The organism is Dokdonia sp. LLG6352-1 (genome assembly GCF_045055815.1).
GTDB classification, from domain to species: domain Bacteria; phylum Bacteroidota; class Bacteroidia; order Flavobacteriales; family Flavobacteriaceae; genus Dokdonia; species Dokdonia donghaensis.
Genome location: NZ_CP159329.1, coordinates 1,675,001 through 1,694,331 on the forward strand (window position 1 = coordinate 1,675,001; position 19,331 = coordinate 1,694,331).

Consider the following 19,331-nt stretch of genomic DNA (forward strand, 5'->3'; position numbering starts at 1 on the left):
AAGCGCCACGAGCTTTTTATAATCTGTCTCTTCACTACCTAAAAGCGTGGTTAAATTTTGAGAGGGTTTTCCTTTTTTAAAATTAAAATATATGCTGCAACTTTTAAGTATTTGCTCTGCATTAGATAGTAGGTGAGGGTATTGAGAAAATTGTAGTCGTAAATCCTTAGCTTCTATAAATGTATGTTCTGGATGCCCTTCCTCTTTTTTAGGCAGCATACTCAAAAGCATATTCTTATCTATAGCACGTAGTAATCTGTGCGTGTTAAAATCTCGCTTATCGCGAAAGCTTACCGTATGCAACATTACAAGTTTATGAGTAAGCTTGCTAAGTGGCGAGAAACGTAGTTTATTAAGGTTTTTGTGGGTAATACCTATATACTCATTATCACCAAAAGTTGTTTTTTCTAGTTCTAGAATGTTTTCAAATGGATATATAGTGATCACGTCTTTGAAAATGGGGCTATGGTCTGGAAAGCTAGTTTTGTGATGAAGATGGTGAGATAGAAAGTTGTTGATTTCTAAAAAGCCATTATTGTTTTTTGCTAGGGTGATATAACACTGGTGGTTACCATTTCTAAAATCTACTCCCACTATAGGTTTAATTCCTTTTTCTTGTGCGTTTTTTATAAAGCTTAGACATCCAGAGGTGTTATTAATATCTGTGAGGGCAAAGCAAGTTAAACCTTGTTTTGCAGCAAGATCTACAAGCTCTACTTCTGAGATAGTGCCATAACGAAGGCTGTAGAATGAGTGATTATTAAGATACATTTTAAATGGGGGTTAAAAATTACTGGTGTCTGTGAGCGAGAAGAATAGGTGGTTGCCCATTAAAGGGGTTGCCTTGATTACCTATAGTTCTGGAGCCATCTCCTATAGTATTTGCACGTCTTACAGTGTGGTCTCCATATTTATCTCTCAGGGCATCCATAGCTTTGTAAAGATTTACCGTCTTGTTTGTGTTTTCAAAAAGGTCTATTTGATAATGACCCTCTGTAAGTCCAGAAAATCGTACACCTACAAGACGTATGAGCATCCGTCTGTTATAGAGTTTATTAAAAAGCTCCATAGCTTTTGGGATTAAAATATGATCTGCAGCGGTGTAGGGAATGCGTATTTGTTTTGAGTAGGTTTGAAAATCTGAGTACCTCACTTTTACAGTTACCACAGAGGTTAATTTATTACCACGTCTAAGCTGGAAAGCAAGATTCTCTGCCATTGCACTTATGGTGGTATGTAGCTTTGTTACATCTGTAGTGTCTTGCCCATAGGTGCGCTCACTAGATATAGATTTACGCTCGTGATATGCTATTATAGGACTGTTATCTATACCGTTACATCGCTCCCATATAATGCGTCCATTTTTACCAAAAACGGCAGTCATCATTTCTACAGGCATTTGCTGCACAAGATCTACCGTGCGTACTCCTAGATTACAAAACTGAATAAAGGTTTTTTGACCTACAGAGGGAATCTTTTTTATAGATAAAGGAGCGAGAAATGTTTTTTCATAACCGGGGTCTACCTTAATCTCATTATTAGGTTTTGCCTCACCAGTAGCTACTTTTGAGACCGTTTTATTAGGAGACATTCCAAAAGATATGGGCAAGCCTGTTTCTCTCATCACACGCTGTCTCAACTCTTTTGAGTATTTATAAGCGTTATGAAATCTATCCATACCCGTGAGATCCCCATAAAACTCATCTACACTTGCTTTTTCTAACACGGGGAGCTCTTCTTGTAAAATCTCTGTCACCTCCTTAGACATCTTTGAGTACGTGCCACCATTGCCTCTTATATAAATACCGTTAGGGCACAACTGCTTTGCAGCTTTTATAGGCATCGCGCTATGCACACCATAAGAGCGAGCCTCATAGCTTGCAGCACTTACCACACCACGATCACCTGTACCGCCTACTATTACAGGCTTACCCATAAGTCTACTATCCAGCCTGCGCTCACAAGACACAAAAAAAGTGTCTAGGTCAAAATGTATTATTGTGCGTTGCATAATTTAGAATTTATCCAAAATTATGGAAATATTCCTAATTTTAGTATTGAGAGCAATTTTTAAGTTATCAACAGTCTTTAGATTTTTGACTTTTCTCTTAACACTATCTGTTTACACTTGTCTTTAATTTTTAGCTATCTTGAATACTTAAATTTTAATCTATTTTTTGATGAAAATCACGCGTCTTTTAGCTCTAAGCTTTTTAGTAATAAGTGCCCTTTCTTGTAAGGAAGAGGGTGGAGGTGATTCCGCTTTCGCGAAAGCGGAAAACTCACAATTTGAAGTTCCTTTTGAAAAATTTACATTAGATAATGGCCTTACTGTAATACTTCACCAAGACACATCAGACCCGGTTGTGGCAGTCGCACTTACGGCACACGTAGGTTCTGCCAGAGAGATAGAAGGGCGCACGGGATTTGCTCATTTATTTGAACACTTGTTGTTTTTAGAATCTGAAAATTTAGGAAAAGGTGGGCTAGATGCTATGAGTGCTCGCATAGGTGGTTCTGGTGCAAATGGGTCTACAAGTCGTGATCGTACAAACTATTTTCAAACAGTGCCAAAAGATGCACTAGAAAAAATGATCTGGGCAGAGGCAGATAAGCTTGGTTTTTTTATCAATACCGTTACAGATCCAGTGCTAGCAAAAGAAAAACAAGTAGTAAAAAATGAAAAAAGACAGTCTGTAGATAACAGGCCTTATGGTCACGCTCGCTATGTGATAGGTAAAAATTTATACCCAGAGGGTCACCCGTATAACTGGCAAGTAATAGGCTCACTAGAAGACTTGCAGAATGCTACCTTACAAGATGTAAAAGATTTTTATAACCGCTGGTATACTCCTAATAATACGACACTTACTATAGCGGGAGATTTTGATATCGCTCAGACTAAGGAGTGGGTAGAAAAGTATTTTGGAGAAATCCCTAGAGGTGAAGAAATACCTGCTATGGAGAAGCAGCCCGTACAAGTAGAGACCACAAAGCGATTATATTATGAAGATAATTTTGCTCGTCTCCCACAGCTTACAATGACCTGGCCTACGGTGCCTAACTATGATAAAGACTCTTATGCACTAGACGTACTATCTGCATATCTGGCAGATGGTAAAAATGCTCCTTTTAATAAAATTCTTATAGATAACAAGCAGCTTACTGCTGGAGTACAAATGTATAATTATGGGTCTGAGCTTGCTGGTGAGTTTACGTTAAGTGTAAATGCATATCCAGGTAAAGATCTAGATGATGTACTTGTGGGAGTTAATGAAGCTTTTACAAAATTTGAACTAGAGGGAATCTCACAAAAAGATCTTGATCGTATTAAAGCTGGTCAAGAAACTCAGTTTTATAATGGTCTTTCTAGTGTGCTAGGTAAAGGATTTCAGCTAGCGCAGTATGAGATTTTTGCTGGTGACCCTGGTTATATTTCAGAAGATGTAAAGCGTATACTCGCAGTAACAAAAGAAGATGTGCAACGCGTATATGATACCTACATAAAAGGTAAAAACTATATTGCTACTAGTTTTGTTCCTAAGGGGCAAACAGACCTCATACTAGAAGACTCTCAACTTGCACAAGTGGTAGAAGAAAAAATAGTAGAGGGTGCAGAGGAGTCTTTTGACGCTAGTATAGCAGCAGAGTATGAGCGCACACCGTCGTCTTTTGATAGGTCTAAGGAGCCACCATATGGTGACACGCCACAAATAAATGCTCCTATTGTGTGGGAAGAAACGCTCTCTTCTGGACTTGAAGTGTATGGTATAGAAAATAGCGAGGTGCCGCTAGTACAATTTCAAATGAATATACGCGGTGGTTTATTGCTTGAGGATATCAAAAAAGTAGGAGTTTCAAACTTACTGGCAGATTTACTTATGAAAGGTACAGCGACAAAAACAACTGCGCAGCTAGAAAATGAAATAGAAAGTCTAGGCGCAAGTATTTATACCTATGCAGATAAAGAAAATGTATATATAGGAGGTAATACGCTTGCCAAAAATTATGATAAAACCATAGCGCTGGTACAAGAGATTTTACTTGAGCCTAGGTGGGATGAGACAGAGTTTGATCTTTTAAAGCAAAGTACGCTTAGCCGTCTTGAGCAACAACAGGCAAACCCAAATAGTATCGCTGCTATTGAGTTTGATAAGTTAATCTATGGAGAAAACAGCTTGCTTGCACAAAACACGCTAGGTACTCCGGCCTCTGTAAAGTCTATAACCCTAGAGGACCTTAAAGCGTTTTATACTAATAATCTTTCTCCTAGTGTAGCAAAGCTACAAGTAGTAGGAGCCATAGATGAGCGTGTTGCTACAAGTGCTCTAGCAGGACTTAATGATAACTGGAAGTCTAAAGAAGTGGTGATACCTACACCAGTAGTTCCTCAGGCTCCAGAGCAGTCTAATGTATACTTTTATGATGTGCCAGATGCAAAGCAATCTGTACTGAGATTTGGTTATCCAGCAATGGCAGAGACAGACCCAAATTTTTATTCAGCTCAAATGATGAACTACCGTCTAGGTGGTGGAGGCTTTGCCTCACAGCTAACTCAAGAGCTTAGAGAAGGGAAAGGTTATACTTATGGTATTAGATCTCGTTTTTCTGGTTCTACATTGCCAGGTGCTTTCTCAATCTCAAGTGGTGTACGATCTAATGTAACCTATGAGTCTACAGCGCTTGTAAAGGATATCTTAAAAAACTACGGAAAGAATTTTACAGAAGATGATCTAGATGTATCTAAGAGTTTCTTGCTCAAAAGCCAGGCGCGTGCTTTTGAAACTATAGGAGCAAAACTTAATATGCTAGATGATATAGCAAACCTAGGCATCTCTCCAGATTATGTAAAAGAGCGCCAGACTATAGTTGAAAATATGACAGTAGCCGAAATTAAAAAACTATCTGCGCAGTACCTTAATCCAGATAAAATGATTTATCTCGTAGTAGGAGATAAGAAAACACAAATGGATAAACTCGAGCAACTAGGGTACGGCACACCTATATTGCTTAATGAGAAAAAACAAACGGTAAAGGATTAAGAATCTATATATTTTAAAAACAAAAGCGGATTCTTTAATTAGGGTTCGCTTTTTTTACGCTTTCGCGAAAGCGTACTACTACCCCTTTCTTTTTATCCACACATTCCAGAGCATTCCAAGTACAAGTAAAGTCATACCAAGCACCGGAAGACCAGCATACGTCTCTCCAAAAAGGAAGTAGCCAAAGATTAAAGCATATACAAGCTCCATATATTTTATAGGAGCCACCGTTGCCGTGTCTGCCAGTTGGAACGAGCGAGTGAGAAAGATTTGTCCAAAGAGTCCAAAAACACCTATGCCACACACATACCACCACTCTACACCCACGGGCATACGCCAGTGTTGTATAAAAAACAAACTCCCTACTATAGAAAAGACCATAAAGTAATTAATAATAGTAAGGTAGTGCTCGCGCGAGCCTAGATAGCGCACTATAGTAAACACACCACCTACTAGAATAGAAGAAATGATAACAAGAACAAAACTTAGTGTATCTATTCTAAAGTCAACCCCTTTAAGGATAAATGCACCTACCACAGAGAGTGTAAGCGCTGCCCATTGCCAGGTTTTAACTTTCTCTTTAAGAAATAGTAATGCAAATATGGCGCTAAAAATAGGTGCTGTATAACGCAGTGCCACGGCAGATCCTAGCGGTATGCGTTGTATGACCACAAAGTATAAAGCAAGTGAAGCAAAGCTTAAAAAACCTCTTGCACTTAACCAGAGTTTATTACTTCCCAGTATAGGTACCTTCTTAATAATCATATATGGAAATATGAAAATAAATGTCCCTACACATCTAAAAAAGACAACCTGCAAAGGATGAAAATCTTCAAGATATTTTGCCAATAAATTCATCCACGAAAAAGCGAATGCGGCAATAAGCATATAAATTACTCCTCTTAGCAAGTCTTAAATTTTGGCGCAAAGGTATCTGATATTAAGTTTAAAATTGTGAATTATATAAGTTTATTGTAACTACTCATTAACACAGCGCGAGATACTTAACTCGTAATTTTACACTCTAACCAATAAACAATTATTATTATGAAAAAAGTAGTTATAGTACTAGCATTAATAGGTTTTACATTCTCAACAATATCTTGTAGAGAAACAACTCAAGATAAAGTAGAAAACTCTGCAGATGCAGTCGGAGAAGACATTGAAAACGGTCTTGAAGAAGCTGGTGACGCAATAGAAAACGCAGCCGAAGAAACGGAAGATGCTATCGAAAATGCAGGACAAGAAATTGAAGAGGAGATAGAAGGAACAGATGATTATAATGGAGATGATGACAATAACTAGTCTCATCTAGCATCTAAAAAAAGCGAGCAGTAATGCTCGCTTTTTTTATATATAAAAGTTACGCTTTCGCGAAAGCGGAATAACCTACCACTCATTTACTCGATTTCCATCTAGCTTTACAAAGATAAAGAGCAGTACTGTAAAGCCCCAAAGACCAGAACCTCCATAACTAAAAAAGGGAAGCGGTATACCCACAGTAGGAAGCAGCCCTACTACCATACCTATGTTTACAACAAAGTGTATAAACAAGATACCGGCTACACTATAGCCATAAATACGAGAGAAGTCATTTTTTTGCTTTTCTGAAAGCTGAATTATCCTTAAGATGAGAAGGATAAAAAGTCCGATAACTAGTGTGCTTCCTAAGAAGCCCCACTCTTCACCTACGGTAGAAAATATATAGTCTGTGTGTTGCTCTGGTACAAACTTTCCTTTAGTCTGCGTGCCTTCTAAAAAGCCACGGCCAAACCAGCCTCCGTTTCCTATAGCAATCTCGCTTTGTTGTGTGTTATACCCTATACTTTTTGCATCTACTTCTTTACCCAGTACGATGTTAAAACGATCTCTATGTCGTTGTTCAAAAATATTTTCAAAAATGTAGTTTACAGAAAAGGCAAAGAGGCAAGCAACAAAGGTAATACCTAGATAAAGCCGTTTTGATGGCCTTCGTTTTCTGTTTTTATAAAATAGAAAAGCAGCAATAAGTAATACGGCAAGAGCTACGTATAAAGGTCCAATTAATAAGGTGAGGACAAATAAGGTGATAGATGACGCTCCTAGAATGAGGTAACTGGCAGCAAGTCCTTCTCTATATAAAGGGAATATAAACGCCGCATATACAAGTGCACTACCAGGGTCTGGTTGCGGGATAATTATCAATGCAGGAAGTGCTATAATTGCTAGTGCTCTTACTTGATCACGTACGGTTTTTATATTAGTTTGTATATCACTTAGGTATTTTGCAAGCGCAAGTGCGGTTGCGGCTTTTGCAAACTCACTGGGTTGTAAACTCATAAAACCAAGGTTGTACCAACTGGTCGCTCCAGAAATAGTTTTTCCAAAAACAAATAGAAGTAATAACGAGAGCAGAGAGGCGATATAAATAACACTTGAGAATCGTTCAAAAAATTTAGATTCTAAAAAGAGTATAAATGAGATGATAAGGAATCCTAATAGAATCCACAGTAGTTGCTTGCTGTATAGATTTTCTAAACTAAAAAAGCTTTCTACCGTAGGATCATAAGACGCCGAGTAGATGTTTACCCAGCCTATACTGATTAGAGCAAGATAAAGCACAATGAGCACCCAGTCAAAACTGCCTACGTTACGGGAAAATTTACTCATTAATAATTAATTCTAAACGGTTCGCCACTTAGTGGTTTTGCATATTCTTCTTCTAGAGAGTGGGTGAGTATCCAGTTTTCTAGGTCTTTGCGAGTCACTTCTTTATTAATGTATTTTTCAATCATTAGTGATGCGATACGCCCTCCGTATCTAAAGCCCCAGTATCCATTTTCTACAAAAATGGCGATGGCTATTTTTGGGTTTTCTCTAGGAGCAAATGCTACAAACGTAGAGTGGTCTGTAAGTTGGACTCGTTTACCATCTATACGAGTATAATTTTCTGCCGTTCCTGTTTTACCAGAAATTTCTATTCCTGGTACTTTTAAACTAGCTGCTGTCCCGTAATTATAAACATCATTAAGGCCTTGTATAATGGGCTCATAATGTTCTGGCTCTATAGTAGTGTATTTTTTTGTAGCAAAGTCTTGCGGGATAGTGTCTGTGCCTTCTATTTTTTTGAGAATATGAGGTTTGTAATACCAGCCTCTATTTGCTATAGTAGCTGTAAAGTGAGCCATTTGCACAGGTGTCATAAGTACCTCACCTTGACCTATAGAGTTTGATAGTGTTGCAGCTGCACCCCATCTTCTTTTAGGGTAATTATAGGTTCTATTATACATTTTTGCAGTAGGTATGAGCCCACGTTTACCTATAGGCAGATCATAACCCATAAAATCCCCTAGTCCAAAACTTTTGAGGTGGTTTTCCCAGACCGTTATACCTTCTTGTGGTGTGTCGTATTTATTTATACTGTTAAGGTATGCTGTACCAAAATACGCATTGCACGAGTATGCAATACCATCTATCATACTCACAGGGCTACGGTGATGGTGGCATCCAAAGTTTCTGTTTCTGCCATAACGCATACCGCCGTGGCAGTATACCTTTTCGTCTATATCCATAGCGTCTTCTTGAAGAGCTATAAGCCCAGTGAGCGCTTTAAAAGGAGATCCTGGTGCATATTCTCCTTGCAAAGCTCTATCATAAAGTGGTTTTGCAATAGAGTCACTTTTTAAAAGAGAATAATTTTTAGAACGCTCACGCCCCACCATAAGAGCAGGGTCATAATTTGGCGCAGTGATAAGTGCCAGTATTTCCCCTGTAGAAGGCTCAATAGCGACTATCCCACCTCGCTTACCTTTCATAAGTTCTTGACCATACTTTTGTAGCTCTGCGTCTATAGTGAGGTGTATGTTTTTCCCCTCTACAGGCTCTTTGTCAAGCGCACCTTCTTTGTAAGGACCTATTACTCGATTAAAACGGTCTTTCTGTAGGTACTTAATACCTTTCTCTCCTCGTAAAATATCTTCATATTGCTGCTCAACTCCCTGCCTACCTATAAGGTCACCTCCGCTGTAGTAGGGGTTTTTATCTATAATGCCTTGATGAACTTCTTGTATATAACCTAAAAAGTTTGCTCCAAAATCTACTTGATAATCTCTAAGTGATCTTTTTTGTATAAAGAAGCCTTCATACTTACGCATTTGCTCACCTAAGTAAGCAAATTCACCTTGAGACATTGTAGGTACAATTACAGAGGGATGTCTAGGAGAATATTTACGGGCTTTGTCTAATTGCTTTACAAGCTTTTCTTTTGTGATATTAAGTAGCTTACAAAGCTGTAAGGTATCAAAAGGTTTTACCTCACGCGGTATCGCCATAAGGTCGTAAGATGGCTGGTTAGACACCAATAACTTACCATTACGATCATAAATACGACCTCGTTGTGGAATTTCGTACTGCTTCTTTATAGCATTATTCTCAGACAATACGGCTGCAGAAGTATCATAAACTTGCAGGTAAAAGAGTCTGGATACAAATAGGATACCAGTCGTTAATACAATAAAAAGTAATAAGGCTTTTCTCATTCAATACGTCGGCTGAAAAGGATATTAAATACAATACAAAGTATGATTGTAAAGATACTAGTGACTAACGTTTTGTTTAGGGTATAGAGTATGTTACTTATGTTAAAAACCTCAAGTAAAAATAAAACAAGATGATGCGTCAAAACTAATATGGATATATAAACAAAACGGCCGTATAAACTCACCTTAGATAGCTTAATGGCATTATATTCATAACTCACCCCAAAAGCAAATCGTAATGTGAGAGGTCTTAAATATGCAAGAAATAAACAAGCCGCAGCGTGTATACCACCACTATTGCCAAACATATCCATAGTGAGACCCGTTAAAAATGCTATAAATATGTATAGAGACCTATTTGCAGTAAACGGGAATACTAAAAGGAACAACACATATGGATACGGATTAATGTAACCCAAAAAGTTTACGTGATTAAACAAGTAGATTTGCACAAACATAAGCGCTATAAAGCGCACGATATTCTTGAGAACATTATTCTTCATAGTTCTCGTTTTCTAATTGTTCAATCTCTACTCTTGCCTTGTTTTCTATAACATAAACGTGACCTAAGCTGGTCATATCATTCATAAGTTTTACAGATAGGGTGTAAAAGTTTTTACTACTATCTAGCGTGTAATCTTGCACCACACCTACAGGTATCCCTTTCGGGAAAATAGCCGATTTCCCACTCGTCTCAATCGTATCTCCTTTTGTAACAGGTGCCTGCTGTTGCATATCTATTACTTGAACGACATTAGGGCTTTTACCGTCCCATTGTAGTGTCCCAAAATGTTCAGAGCCTTTTAATTTTACTTGCGTAGTAAAGTTGGAATTAAGTATAGACAGCACTGTACTATAACTTGATGATGTATTATCTATTATACCTACAATACCTTGGCTCGTAATCACACCTTGGTCTTTTTTGATATTACTAGAACCCCCTCCTTTTAAGGTGATAAAGTTGTCAGTCTTTGCGTAGTTGTTATTTATAACTTTAGCTGGGTTGTAAGCATATTGCACTGTGCTATCTGCTGGGATAGGAGAATTTGCTGCTATAAGGGGGTCTATAGATTCATTGCCAGTTTTTGTGGCGCTCACTATAGTTCTTAAACGTGCATTTTCTTCTAATAACTGCTGGTTGTAGGTTTTGAGATTGAAATAATCTTGCACACTACTTACAGAGCCATATATTCCTCCCGTAAACCAGTTTGCAGAGTTTACAAACTTGCTACGATGATACGAGTGTGACTGTATGGTAAATACAAGAGACAGCATTAGTAAAAAAGCAAACAGCAGGAAATTTTTATTCCTGATCAAAAAATTGATAATCTGTTGCATATCTTAAGAGATTTCTATTTTATGAGAACGCTCTTATACTTAGCTAGATTTTTCAAGCATATACCTGTACCTCTTACCACAGCTCTAAGTGGATCTTCTGCAATATAAACTGGAAGGTCTGTTTTTTGAGAAAGACGCTTGTCAAGACCACGTAACATAGATCCACCACCCGCTAGGTAAATACCAGTATTATAAATATCTGCAGCGAGTTCTGGAGGTGTTTGTGATAATGTTTCCATTACAGCGTCTTCTATACGAAGTATAGATTTATCTAATGCCTTTGCAATCTCTCTAAAGCTTATTTGTACCTGCTTAGGCTTACCAGTAAGTAAGTCACGACCCTGTACACTCATCTCTTCTGGCGGTACTTCAAGATCTTCGGTAGCGGCACCTATTTGTATTTTTATTTTTTCGGCACTGCGCTCTCCTACATAAAGGTTGTGCTGGGTGCGCATATAGTAGATAATATCGTTTGTAAATACATCACCTGCAATTTTTACAGACTTGTCACATACAATACCTCCTAGTGCAATTACGGCAATCTCTGTCGTACCTCCACCTATATCTACAATCATATTACCCTTAGGTTGCATAATATCTACACCTATACCAATAGCTGCTGCCATAGGCTCGTGTATAAGATATACTTCCTTACCGTTTACACGCTCTGCACTTTCCTTTACTGCTCGCATCTCTACCTCTGTAATTCCAGAAGGTATACAGATTACCATACGCAATGCAGGTGGAAATAATTTCTTTTTAAGTGCTGGTATTTCTTTGATAAACATTGCAATCATCTGCTCACTGGCATCAAAATCTGCAATTACTCCATCCTTAAGAGGGCGTATGGTTTTGATATTTTCGTGAGTTTTACCTTGCATTTGAGCAGCTTCTTTACCTACGGCAATTATCTTTTTTGTCGTGCGGTCTCGAGCAACTATAGATGGACTATCTACTACTACTTTATCATTGTGTATAATCAACGTGTTGGCAGTACCAAGGTCAATTGCAATATTCTCAGTTAAAAAATCAAAAAATCCCATAGGGTAATCAAAGCGTTATGCGTTAGTTTTTAAGCGTGCTGCTTAAAAGTACAAATATTAGGGTTAACATCACGCTTTCGCGAAAGCGTAATACCAACCCTCTTTGTTATTAATGTTTAAAGTGACGTGTTCCCGTCATTACCATAGATACGTTGTTTTCGTTACAATAGTCTACGGTAAGTTGATCTTTTATTGATCCGCCTGGTTGTATCACGGCAGTAATGCCTGCTTTATCTGCAATTTCTACACAATCTGGAAAAGGGAAAAATGCATCACTAGCCATCACAGATCCCTGAAGGTCAAAGCCAAAAGATGTTGCTTTTTCAATAGCTTGTCTCAATGCATCTACACGTGATGTTTGCCCAGTACCACTTGCACAAAGTTGTTTGTTTTTTGCAAGTACGATAGTGTTAGACTTCGTGTGTTTACAAATTTTTGATGCAAACAGTAAGTCTTCTAGTTCCTTTTCTGTAGGCTGCGTGTTTGTAGCATTAGTAAGATCTGCAGCAGTATCTGTTTTATGATCACGTTCTTGTAAAAGCGTCCCGTTAAGACAAGTACGTACCGTCATCTCTGGTAGTGCAATGTTTTTTAAAGTAAGAAGGATGCGGTTTTTCTTTCCTTTAAGAATTTCTAAAGCTTCTGGTGTAAATGATGGAGCAATTACTACTTCACAAAATAATTTGTGAATCTCTTGAGCGGTAGGCTCATCTATCTCACCGTTTGCAATAAGTACGCCTCCAAAAGCAGATGTAGGGTCACCAGCAAGTGCATCTACATAAGCTTGGTGCATTGTATCACGTTGTGCAAAGCCACAAGCATTATTATGTTTTAGTACGGCAAAGGTAGGTGCCTCTCCCTGAAATTCTGAAATAAGGTTTACGGCTGCATCTACATCAAGAAGGTTGTTATATGAAAGTTCTTTACCGTGTAGCTTGTCAAAAACTTCGTCAAAATCTCCAAAGAAGAATCCCTTTTGGTGTGGGTTTTCTCCGTAACGTAATGTCTTACCGTTATTTGCACTTAGTTTAAGTGCTGGTATCTCGTGATTTGCATTAAAGTAATTAAAGATAGCAGTGTCATAGTGAGATGATACAGCAAAACTTTTGGCAGCAAAGCGTTTTCTCTCTGCCATTGTAGTGCTACCATTACCGTTTGTGATAATGTCTAGTACCTCTGCATAGTCTTCCATAGAAGATACACAAAGTGTGTCTTTAAAGTTTTTTGCAGCGGCCCGTATAAGTGAGATACCACCTATATCTATTTTTTCTATAATGTCTTGCTCTGGTGCTCCAGATGCAACTGTTTTTTCAAAAGGGTATAAATCAACAATAACTAGGTCAAGTTGTGGGATTTCATACTCAGCCATTTCTTTTACATCACCATCGTGATCTTGACGGTTAAGAATCCCTCCAAAAACTTTAGGGTGTAATGTTTTAACACGACCACCTAGTATAGATGGGTAAGAAGTCACATCTTCTACCGGTACCACAGGGATACCTAAATCTTTAATAAATTTTTCAGTCCCTCCTGTAGAATAAAGGGTTACTCCGTACTCGTGAAGTTTCTGAACGATAGGGGCAAGGCCGTCTTTGTGAAATACTGAAATAAGGGCTGCGCCTATTTTTTTTGTTGTGCTCATTGTGAGATTATTGATAGATTTTGTGTCCTCCCTCGCATATGGGATTTTGAAGTGTCAAAAATAGCAATTTCAACACTTTTTGTTAACGCTTTCTATTAACAAAATGGAACTACTTTGTAACAATTTATCTCGAGTGACGTCTTACTCGTATCTTTAGATAAAATCAATCAATGCTTATATATTTTCGAGCCTTAGGGGAGAGTTTTAGATTTGCTGTTAATGCCTTGCGCAATAATAAGACCCGTACCTTTCTTTCATTAATGGGTGTAACGGTAGGAATCTTTTCTATTATAGGGGTGCTAGCCGCTGTAGATTCTCTAGAAAGAGAGATAAAAGGCAGCCTATCTGCATTAGACCAAAGTACTATTATTTTATGCCACGTTTCCTTTGGACCTACAGAAGTGCCTAGATGGAAGCGAGAACAATTCCCGCTTGTGGAGTATGAAGATTTTCAATATTTAGAGCGTGCGGTACCAGATACTAAAGCAAGTACATATGTACTTAGTGTGCCTCCACAAACTATAAAATATGATGATGTAACGTTAGAAAATATAGGTGTAGGAGCTACTACAGAAGGATGGTTTGAAATAGAATCTTTACAATTTGAGTTAGGGAGGTTCTTTAATGCTTCTGAGTCTAACAGTGGTGCGAGTGTTGTAGTACTAGGTAATGAGATACGTAACAAACTTTTTGGAGAAGGAGTAGACCCTAGAGGTAAGAAAATAAGAATGTATAGTCGCAAGCTTACTGTTATAGGGGTATTAGAAAAGGAAGGAGCCGGTTTTGGTGGTGACTCAAAAGATGAGATCGTAGTTGTGCCCGTAAATCTTGCTCGAAGAATCTATGGAGATAATAACAGGTCAACATTTCCGCAAATTGTATTATTACCAAAAGAAGATGTAGATGACGAGGCTTATGTAGCTCAAATCGAACAGAAACTTAGAAATAAAAGAGGGCTTAAAACCGATGAGGTGAGTAATTTCTTTATTAACCAGCTCAAAGGGTTTACCGCTTTTATAGATAATATTATAGGCTTTCTTACCGGCGTAGGTTGGGGTATAGGAGGCTTTGCATTACTCGTAGGAGGTTTTGGTATCGCAAATATTATGTTTGTGAGTGTGAAAGAACGTACCAACCTTATAGGTATACAAAAAGCACTAGGAGCAAAGCGTAGATTTATATTATTTCAATTCCTTTTTGAGTCTATCTTACTTTCTATTTTTGGAGGGCTAATAGGTTTAATAATGGTGCAAGTAGTCGTCTGGTTACTAGATGTTTCAAAAATAGCTGGTGATTTTGAGTTTGTACTTTCTTTTGATAATATCTTCTTAGGTTTGTTTACGACTTTTGTTATTGGGATTATAGCCGGTATTGTACCCGCTATAGGAGCTTCAAAATTAGACCCTGTAGAGGCTATCAGAACAGGGATGTAGTACAATGTATGTAAAATAATAAACCCCTTACTATTTTCATTAGTAAGGGGTTTGTTGTTTTAAAGTTATAGCGGTCTTATAGAAGAGCAGCAACTTTCCCGTTTACAAACTCTAGAAAATCTTCATCTTCCTTAGTAAACGGGTCTATTTTATGTGAATCTATATCTATCTGCCCTATATTTTTTCCATCTTTAAAAAGTGGGATTACTATCTCACTCTTAACAGTAATGGAGCAGGCTATATAATTATCTTGCGCCTTAACATCTGGTACTACAAAGTTTTGATTAGACTCTGCTACTTGACCGCAAATTCCTTTCCCGAAAGGGATAACTGTATGGTCTGTAGGCTCTCCAGCAAAAGCTTTAAGGTGCAAGGTGCGTGCCTCGTGATTTGCCATATAAAAACCTACCCAGTCATAGTAGTCTATATGTTCTTGTAACAGCTCACAAATTGCTGTCATTTTATCCTTTGCACTGCCTTCATTATTTGAGGCAATGCTGCTTACTTGTATTTTTAAATCTTCAAAAGCCATTTTTCTTGTATTTTAGACGTTAAAAACATCCCTTGCTCAAATTAATCCGCAAATATAAGCCCGTCCTCCGATTTTTAGCCATATTTATAGGAAGTTATTTGGTTTTCGTGTCACTTTACCAACTATTTTTAACCTATGGAGCTAGTAGTCGCTATTTTCCCGATTATATTACACATAACGTTGCAAAACAAAGTCAGGCATTAATTACTGCTTTTGGGTATGATATGAAGGTAGAACCTAGTACCTGGGAGCCCGCTATGAATCTTACTATGGACGGTAAAACCCTCGCTCGCGTAGTAGAAGGTTGTAATGCCGTAAGTGTGATGCTACTTTTTGTGTCGTTTATGCTTGCATTTTTTGGAGATGTAAAAAGAACATTACTTTTTATTTTTGGAGGAGTCGTACTTCTCTATGGTATGAATGTCTTGCGCATCGCCTTACTTACAATAGGTATTTATGAATATCCAGCATATGCAGATGTACTACACGGCACTATCTTTCCGGCGGTTATTTATGGTACCGTATTCTTGCTGTGGCTAGGCTGGATAAACTCTTATAAAAAACCTGTAAAAGATGCATAAGGTATTCTATATGTTGCTAGCTGTGCTATGCCTATTTGGGTTACTTTTTATACGCTTTCGCGAAAGCGTACTCTTCTACGATCCTCTCATAGATTATTTTCACGGAGATTATCAAAATACACCACTGCCTACTTTTGCAAAAGGGAAGTTAATGGCGCATATATTATTTAGATACTTGTTAAATATGCTGTTGTCGCTGGGCTTGCTATGGGCTGTCTTTAGAGATAAGGGTATTATTAAGTTTACGATTGTTTTTTATGCAGTTGTTTTTATTGTACTTAGTATCATCTATTATATATTATTACATCATCATACACCCTCTGAGTATATGGGGCTTTTTTATGTGCGCCGTTTTTTAATCCAGCCATTACTTGTTTTCTTATTATTGCCGGCATTTTTTTATTACCGCAAGGTAAATAAGTGAGTACGTTGTATTTTTACAGGATTAAAACCCTAGCAAATGAAAAATGTATTTTTTGTAGCCATCGCACTGGCGTTATTCTCTTGTAAGCAAAGTCAAGAGGTAGAAGTAAAAACAGCACCGTCGCAACATAGTGATACGGCAATAATAACCTCTACTGGAGATCTTAATGTGACAGAAGAGTTTGTTGAGGTGACTTTTAAAACAGAAGAGGCTACACAAGTACATCGTGCTTACTTAAATCTTAAAGGGGCTTTTGTAAATACAGATGCAGAAGATGCAGCATCTGTCGCAAAGGATTTTAGCCAGATGCTTACTGTAGTACCTAGTGCAGATACTTTTTCTGCTTTAAAATCTGATCTAGATCAAATCGCTAGATCTACTAATGTAGATAAGCAACGTGAAGTTTTTGAGGATGTGTCAAAAAGCGTTGAGGTGTACCTTTCTGGTGAGCTGGCATCTGGATCTCTTGTAAAGCAATACTGCCCTATGGCTTTTGATGGTAAAGGTGCATACTGGTTATCTGATTCTAAAGAAATACGTAATCCATACTACGGTGATAAAATGCTCAAGTGCGGTGTAGTAGATAAGGAGATAGAATAGTTTTTTATTAAAATTTATTGTAGCTCTCTTAACGACATAAGTATCAGTTTTGAGTTTGCAACTCCACTTTTACAAGACGTAAATGGTGTACAGCTTAAGCGCAAGGAGACAATTACTGCCGGCTTCCAGTATGCTTTCTAGTAGATTTAATATAGATTTAAGAGCCCCTCGTGATACACGAGGGGCTTTTTTGTATCTTTGTAATAAGATATGAAAGCAATTTTCCAAAATATAATGTCTGTCCTTCTAGCGGTATTGGTGCTAGGGTCTACGATGTCGTTTACGATATCAAAGCATTATTGTGGTGAGCATCTTGTAGATGTAAGCATTTTTGGAGAGGCACAAGCTTGTGAGATGCAAGAAGCACTTACTCACAAATATGGTGATGATCATTCTAAAAAAATGGAATGCTGTTCAGATCAAGAAACTGTGCTTGACGCACAAGATGAGCTCAAACATCACTTTGAAGATTTCTCGCTAGAGAATCTTGAATTTATTGAGGCTTACACGCACACTTACTTTTTACTATTTGATACAGTTGTAAAAAAAGTAGTAATAACTGACAGGTACTTGCCACCACTTATAACGCAAGACTACCAAGAGCTCTTTGAGCAATACCTAATTTGATTTATTAAAAGTCTCCGCACTGGCGGATGGTCTTTTGCGTGTCAATATCTTGATACGCAATTATTTAATGCGTTTTAAATTAAATAAAGCGTTTATTTAATTAATTTAACCTCAGTCTTTTAGAGGAAAATCAAATACTAATGAAAAAAATAATTTTCACTACATTATTGAGTCTAGTGCTTGTAAAAGTTCTTGCTCAAGGCCCACCTATAACGGCAGATAAGCCCATAATGCTAGGCGGAAACAGCTTTACCACAAAAACACTCACTGAGATAAGAAATAATGATAGAGGTACCGCTGTATATGTACCTTTAATGTTGCATTATCTTCCTACGTCTAACTCTTTAGTGGCTTTGCACATACCCTATTTAAGTTACGATCTAGATGGAGCAGGCTCTGGTAGCACGCTGGCAGATATAAAAGTACAGGGTAAATACCAGTTTTTTAGAAAAGATGGTACAGGTAGAACCTGGCGTATGGTTGCCAAAACTATTCAAACCTTACCCACTGGTAAGGAGCTAGACTTATTAGAACTTAGTACTGGAGAGTATCAAGGCTATTATGGCATAGTTTCTGGATTAGAAACTTTAAAATATGGAATCTCAACAGAGATAGGCTATAACTGGGCTCCAGATGGTAATCAAGATGAGTTTAGAGCAAAATTTGGCGTAGGGTTACCATTGCTTAAACCGCAATACCCAAACAAGCAAGTCAACCTTTATTTTGAGTACACAAGCTCGTGGCTCACAGATCGAGATTGGTATCAATTACTGTATGCTCAGGGTATACAGTATGCGCTTAAAACGGTCACTTTTGATCTAGCAGTTCAGTTGCCACTTATAAAAGATATTCCAGAAAATAGAGCATTAAATTACAGTGTCTTTTTAGGCACTAGATATACATTTTAAAAAGAAAATACAGATGAAAATAAAAGCAATAATAGTACTCGTAGCGGTTGTGATGGTTTCCGCTTTCGCGAAAGCGCAAAAAACAATGGACACCTTTGAAGTACAAGTAGACGGTCTAGGTTGTCCATTTTGTGCATACGGACTAGAAAAGAAGTTCAAAGAATTTAAAGGGATAAAGAAAGTAGCGATAGATATTGAGACAGGAGACTTCTCTTTTCAATACCCTTCAGAAAAGAATCTTACAATGCAGGCTGTGGTAAAGCAAGTAGAAAAGGCGGGTTATACACCTATCACTTCAAAAATTACAAGAGCAGATGGTACTGTAGAAACAAATGAAGCAAATACAACAGAGCTCTCTGCAGAGAGTGTGGTAGTGACCCAGCAAGTGCTTGTCGCAGGTAAATGCGGTATGTGTGAGGCACGTATTGTAAATGCAGCAGGTAACATACCTGGTGTTACAGATGCCACTTGGAAACAGGAGTTACAAATGATGAAGGTGACTTACGACAAGAGCCAGGTCACGCTAGATGGTATACAGTCTGAAATTGCAAGAATAGGGCACGACACAAAAGCTCATAAAGCTACAGATGAGGCTTATGCAGACCTACCTGGATGTTGTAAATATGAACGATTAGATCAATAGT

Annotated in this window: 18 protein-coding genes (1 of these 18 cut by a window edge); 9 read left to right on the plus strand and 9 right to left on the minus strand. The window is 37.9% G+C overall.

The features are described 5' to 3' along the window. Positions 1–771 carry the 5' portion of a DNA polymerase III subunit alpha gene (locus ABVM49_RS07440; protein WP_405201359.1) on the minus strand. 2,256 nt of this gene lie to the left of the window's left edge, so only the first 771 of its 3,027 coding nucleotides appear in the window; it begins with the start codon at positions 769–771; its stop codon lies beyond the left edge, outside the window. A gap of 19 nt (positions 772–790) precedes the next feature. Next, entirely contained in the window at positions 791–2,011 is a 1,221-nt protein-coding gene (gene dinB, locus ABVM49_RS07445) for a DNA polymerase IV (protein WP_299151523.1), read from the minus strand. A gap of 169 nt (positions 2,012–2,180) precedes the next feature. Here dinB and ABVM49_RS07450 point away from each other — a divergent pair, with 169 nt between their 5' ends. Next, the gene (locus ABVM49_RS07450; RefSeq protein WP_405201360.1) at positions 2,181–5,042 is read left to right on the plus strand and encodes a M16 family metallopeptidase; all 2,862 of its coding nucleotides are present in this window, start codon (positions 2,181–2,183) and stop codon (positions 5,040–5,042) included. Positions 5,043–5,120: 78 nt separating this feature from the next. Here ABVM49_RS07450 and ABVM49_RS07455 read toward each other — a convergent pair whose 3' ends face one another. Next, entirely contained in the window at positions 5,121–5,951 is an 831-nt protein-coding gene (locus ABVM49_RS07455) for a DMT family transporter (RefSeq protein ID WP_298347546.1), read from the minus strand. A 138-nt stretch (positions 5,952–6,089) separates the two neighbouring features. Here ABVM49_RS07455 and ABVM49_RS07460 point away from each other — a divergent pair, with 138 nt between their 5' ends. After that, positions 6,090–6,347 carry a hypothetical protein gene (locus ABVM49_RS07460; protein WP_035325436.1) on the plus strand — a complete coding sequence of 86 codons (258 nt, stop codon included), beginning with the start codon at positions 6,090–6,092 and terminating at the stop codon, positions 6,345–6,347. An 84-nt stretch (positions 6,348–6,431) separates the two neighbouring features. Here ABVM49_RS07460 and rodA read toward each other — a convergent pair whose 3' ends face one another. The 5 genes from rodA to purH form a co-directional block, all read right to left on the minus strand. Further along, positions 6,432–7,691 (minus strand): rod shape-determining protein RodA, encoded by a 1,260-nt coding sequence (rodA, locus tag ABVM49_RS07465; RefSeq protein WP_375252466.1) that lies wholly within the window; start codon positions 7,689–7,691, stop codon positions 6,432–6,434. Further along, positions 7,691–9,559 carry a penicillin-binding protein 2 gene (gene mrdA / locus ABVM49_RS07470; protein WP_405201361.1) on the minus strand — a complete coding sequence of 623 codons (1,869 nt, stop codon included), beginning with the start codon at positions 9,557–9,559 and terminating at the stop codon, positions 7,691–7,693. The genes rodA and mrdA overlap by 1 nt, the downstream gene beginning before the upstream one ends. Before the next feature lie 492 nt (positions 9,560–10,051). Beyond that, positions 10,052–10,897, minus strand: coding sequence for a rod shape-determining protein MreC (gene mreC, locus ABVM49_RS07475; RefSeq protein WP_405201362.1), 846 nt, complete (start codon positions 10,895–10,897; stop codon positions 10,052–10,054). A gap of 14 nt (positions 10,898–10,911) precedes the next feature. Further along, positions 10,912–11,940 (minus strand): rod shape-determining protein, encoded by a 1,029-nt coding sequence (locus ABVM49_RS07480; protein WP_021778220.1) that lies wholly within the window; start codon positions 11,938–11,940, stop codon positions 10,912–10,914. A 109-nt stretch (positions 11,941–12,049) separates the two neighbouring features. Continuing rightward, the gene (purH, locus tag ABVM49_RS07485) at positions 12,050–13,582 is read right to left on the minus strand and encodes a bifunctional phosphoribosylaminoimidazolecarboxamide formyltransferase/IMP cyclohydrolase (protein ID WP_405201363.1); all 1,533 of its coding nucleotides are present in this window, start codon (positions 13,580–13,582) and stop codon (positions 12,050–12,052) included. A gap of 170 nt (positions 13,583–13,752) precedes the next feature. On the opposite strand from purH, the gene ABVM49_RS07490 reads away from it, so the two are divergent. Further along, positions 13,753–15,015 carry an ABC transporter permease gene (locus ABVM49_RS07490; RefSeq protein WP_021778222.1) on the plus strand — a complete coding sequence of 421 codons (1,263 nt, stop codon included), beginning with the start codon at positions 13,753–13,755 and terminating at the stop codon, positions 15,013–15,015. 76 nt (positions 15,016–15,091) lie between these two features. Here the strand turns inward: ABVM49_RS07490 and ABVM49_RS07495 are convergent, their stop codons facing one another. After that, the gene (locus ABVM49_RS07495; protein ID WP_405201364.1) at positions 15,092–15,547 is read right to left on the minus strand and encodes a GAF domain-containing protein; all 456 of its coding nucleotides are present in this window, start codon (positions 15,545–15,547) and stop codon (positions 15,092–15,094) included. 32 nt (positions 15,548–15,579) lie between these two features. Between ABVM49_RS07495 and xrtF the strand changes: the two genes are divergently transcribed. The 6 genes from xrtF (at position 15,580) to ABVM49_RS07525 (ending at position 19,330) form a co-directional block, all read left to right on the plus strand. Continuing rightward, a complete protein-coding gene (gene xrtF, locus ABVM49_RS07500) occupies positions 15,580–16,128 on the plus strand; it encodes an exosortase family protein XrtF (protein ID WP_405201365.1) in 549 nt (182 codons plus the stop codon). Further along, positions 16,121–16,552 (plus strand): exosortase F system-associated membrane protein, encoded by a 432-nt coding sequence (locus ABVM49_RS07505; protein WP_405201366.1) that lies wholly within the window; start codon positions 16,121–16,123, stop codon positions 16,550–16,552. Before xrtF ends, ABVM49_RS07505 begins: the two co-directional genes overlap by 8 nt. Before the next feature lie 36 nt (positions 16,553–16,588). Continuing rightward, a complete protein-coding gene (locus tag ABVM49_RS07510; RefSeq protein ID WP_405201367.1) occupies positions 16,589–17,152 on the plus strand; it encodes a DUF3347 domain-containing protein in 564 nt (187 codons plus the stop codon). A 210-nt stretch (positions 17,153–17,362) separates the two neighbouring features. After that, positions 17,363–17,779 (plus strand): HYC_CC_PP family protein, encoded by a 417-nt coding sequence (locus ABVM49_RS07515; protein WP_405201368.1) that lies wholly within the window; start codon positions 17,363–17,365, stop codon positions 17,777–17,779. 140 nt (positions 17,780–17,919) lie between these two features. Beyond that, entirely contained in the window at positions 17,920–18,687 is a 768-nt protein-coding gene (locus ABVM49_RS07520) for a hypothetical protein (RefSeq protein ID WP_405201369.1), read from the plus strand. Between the two features lie 13 nt (positions 18,688–18,700). Further along, positions 18,701–19,330: a heavy-metal-associated domain-containing protein gene (locus tag ABVM49_RS07525; RefSeq protein WP_021778231.1), complete on the plus strand. Its 630-nt coding sequence runs from the start codon at positions 18,701–18,703 to the stop codon at positions 19,328–19,330. Position 19,331 lies beyond the last annotated feature (1 nt).

What these genes read in the sequence shown, in the direction of transcription:
- dinB (WP_299151523.1), bottom strand. Translation starts at nt 2,011, where the DNA reads ATGCAACGCACAATAATACATTTTGACCTAGACACTTTTTTTGTGTCT.
- ABVM49_RS07450 (WP_405201360.1), top strand. Translation starts at nt 2,181, where the DNA reads ATGAAAATCACGCGTCTTTTAGCTCTAAGCTTTTTAGTAATAAGTGCC.
- ABVM49_RS07460 (WP_035325436.1), top strand. Translation starts at nt 6,090, where the DNA reads ATGAAAAAAGTAGTTATAGTACTAGCATTAATAGGTTTTACATTCTCA.
- rodA (WP_375252466.1), bottom strand. Translation starts at nt 7,691, where the DNA reads ATGAGTAAATTTTCCCGTAACGTAGGCAGTTTTGACTGGGTGCTCATT.
- mrdA (WP_405201361.1), bottom strand. Translation starts at nt 9,559, where the DNA reads ATGAGAAAAGCCTTATTACTTTTTATTGTATTAACGACTGGTATCCTA.
- mreC (WP_405201362.1), bottom strand. Translation starts at nt 10,897, where the DNA reads ATGCAACAGATTATCAATTTTTTGATCAGGAATAAAAATTTCCTGCTG.
- ABVM49_RS07480 (WP_021778220.1), bottom strand. Translation starts at nt 11,940, where the DNA reads ATGGGATTTTTTGATTTTTTAACTGAGAATATTGCAATTGACCTTGGT.
- purH (WP_405201363.1), bottom strand. Translation starts at nt 13,582, where the DNA reads ATGAGCACAACAAAAAAAATAGGCGCAGCCCTTATTTCAGTATTTCAC.
- ABVM49_RS07490 (WP_021778222.1), top strand. Translation starts at nt 13,753, where the DNA reads ATGCTTATATATTTTCGAGCCTTAGGGGAGAGTTTTAGATTTGCTGTT.
- ABVM49_RS07495 (WP_405201364.1), bottom strand. Translation starts at nt 15,547, where the DNA reads ATGGCTTTTGAAGATTTAAAAATACAAGTAAGCAGCATTGCCTCAAAT.
- ABVM49_RS07505 (WP_405201366.1), top strand. Translation starts at nt 16,121, where the DNA reads ATGCATAAGGTATTCTATATGTTGCTAGCTGTGCTATGCCTATTTGGG.
- ABVM49_RS07510 (WP_405201367.1), top strand. Translation starts at nt 16,589, where the DNA reads ATGAAAAATGTATTTTTTGTAGCCATCGCACTGGCGTTATTCTCTTGT.
- ABVM49_RS07515 (WP_405201368.1), top strand. Translation starts at nt 17,363, where the DNA reads ATGAAAGCAATTTTCCAAAATATAATGTCTGTCCTTCTAGCGGTATTG.
- ABVM49_RS07520 (WP_405201369.1), top strand. Translation starts at nt 17,920, where the DNA reads ATGAAAAAAATAATTTTCACTACATTATTGAGTCTAGTGCTTGTAAAA.
- ABVM49_RS07525 (WP_021778231.1), top strand. Translation starts at nt 18,701, where the DNA reads ATGAAAATAAAAGCAATAATAGTACTCGTAGCGGTTGTGATGGTTTCC.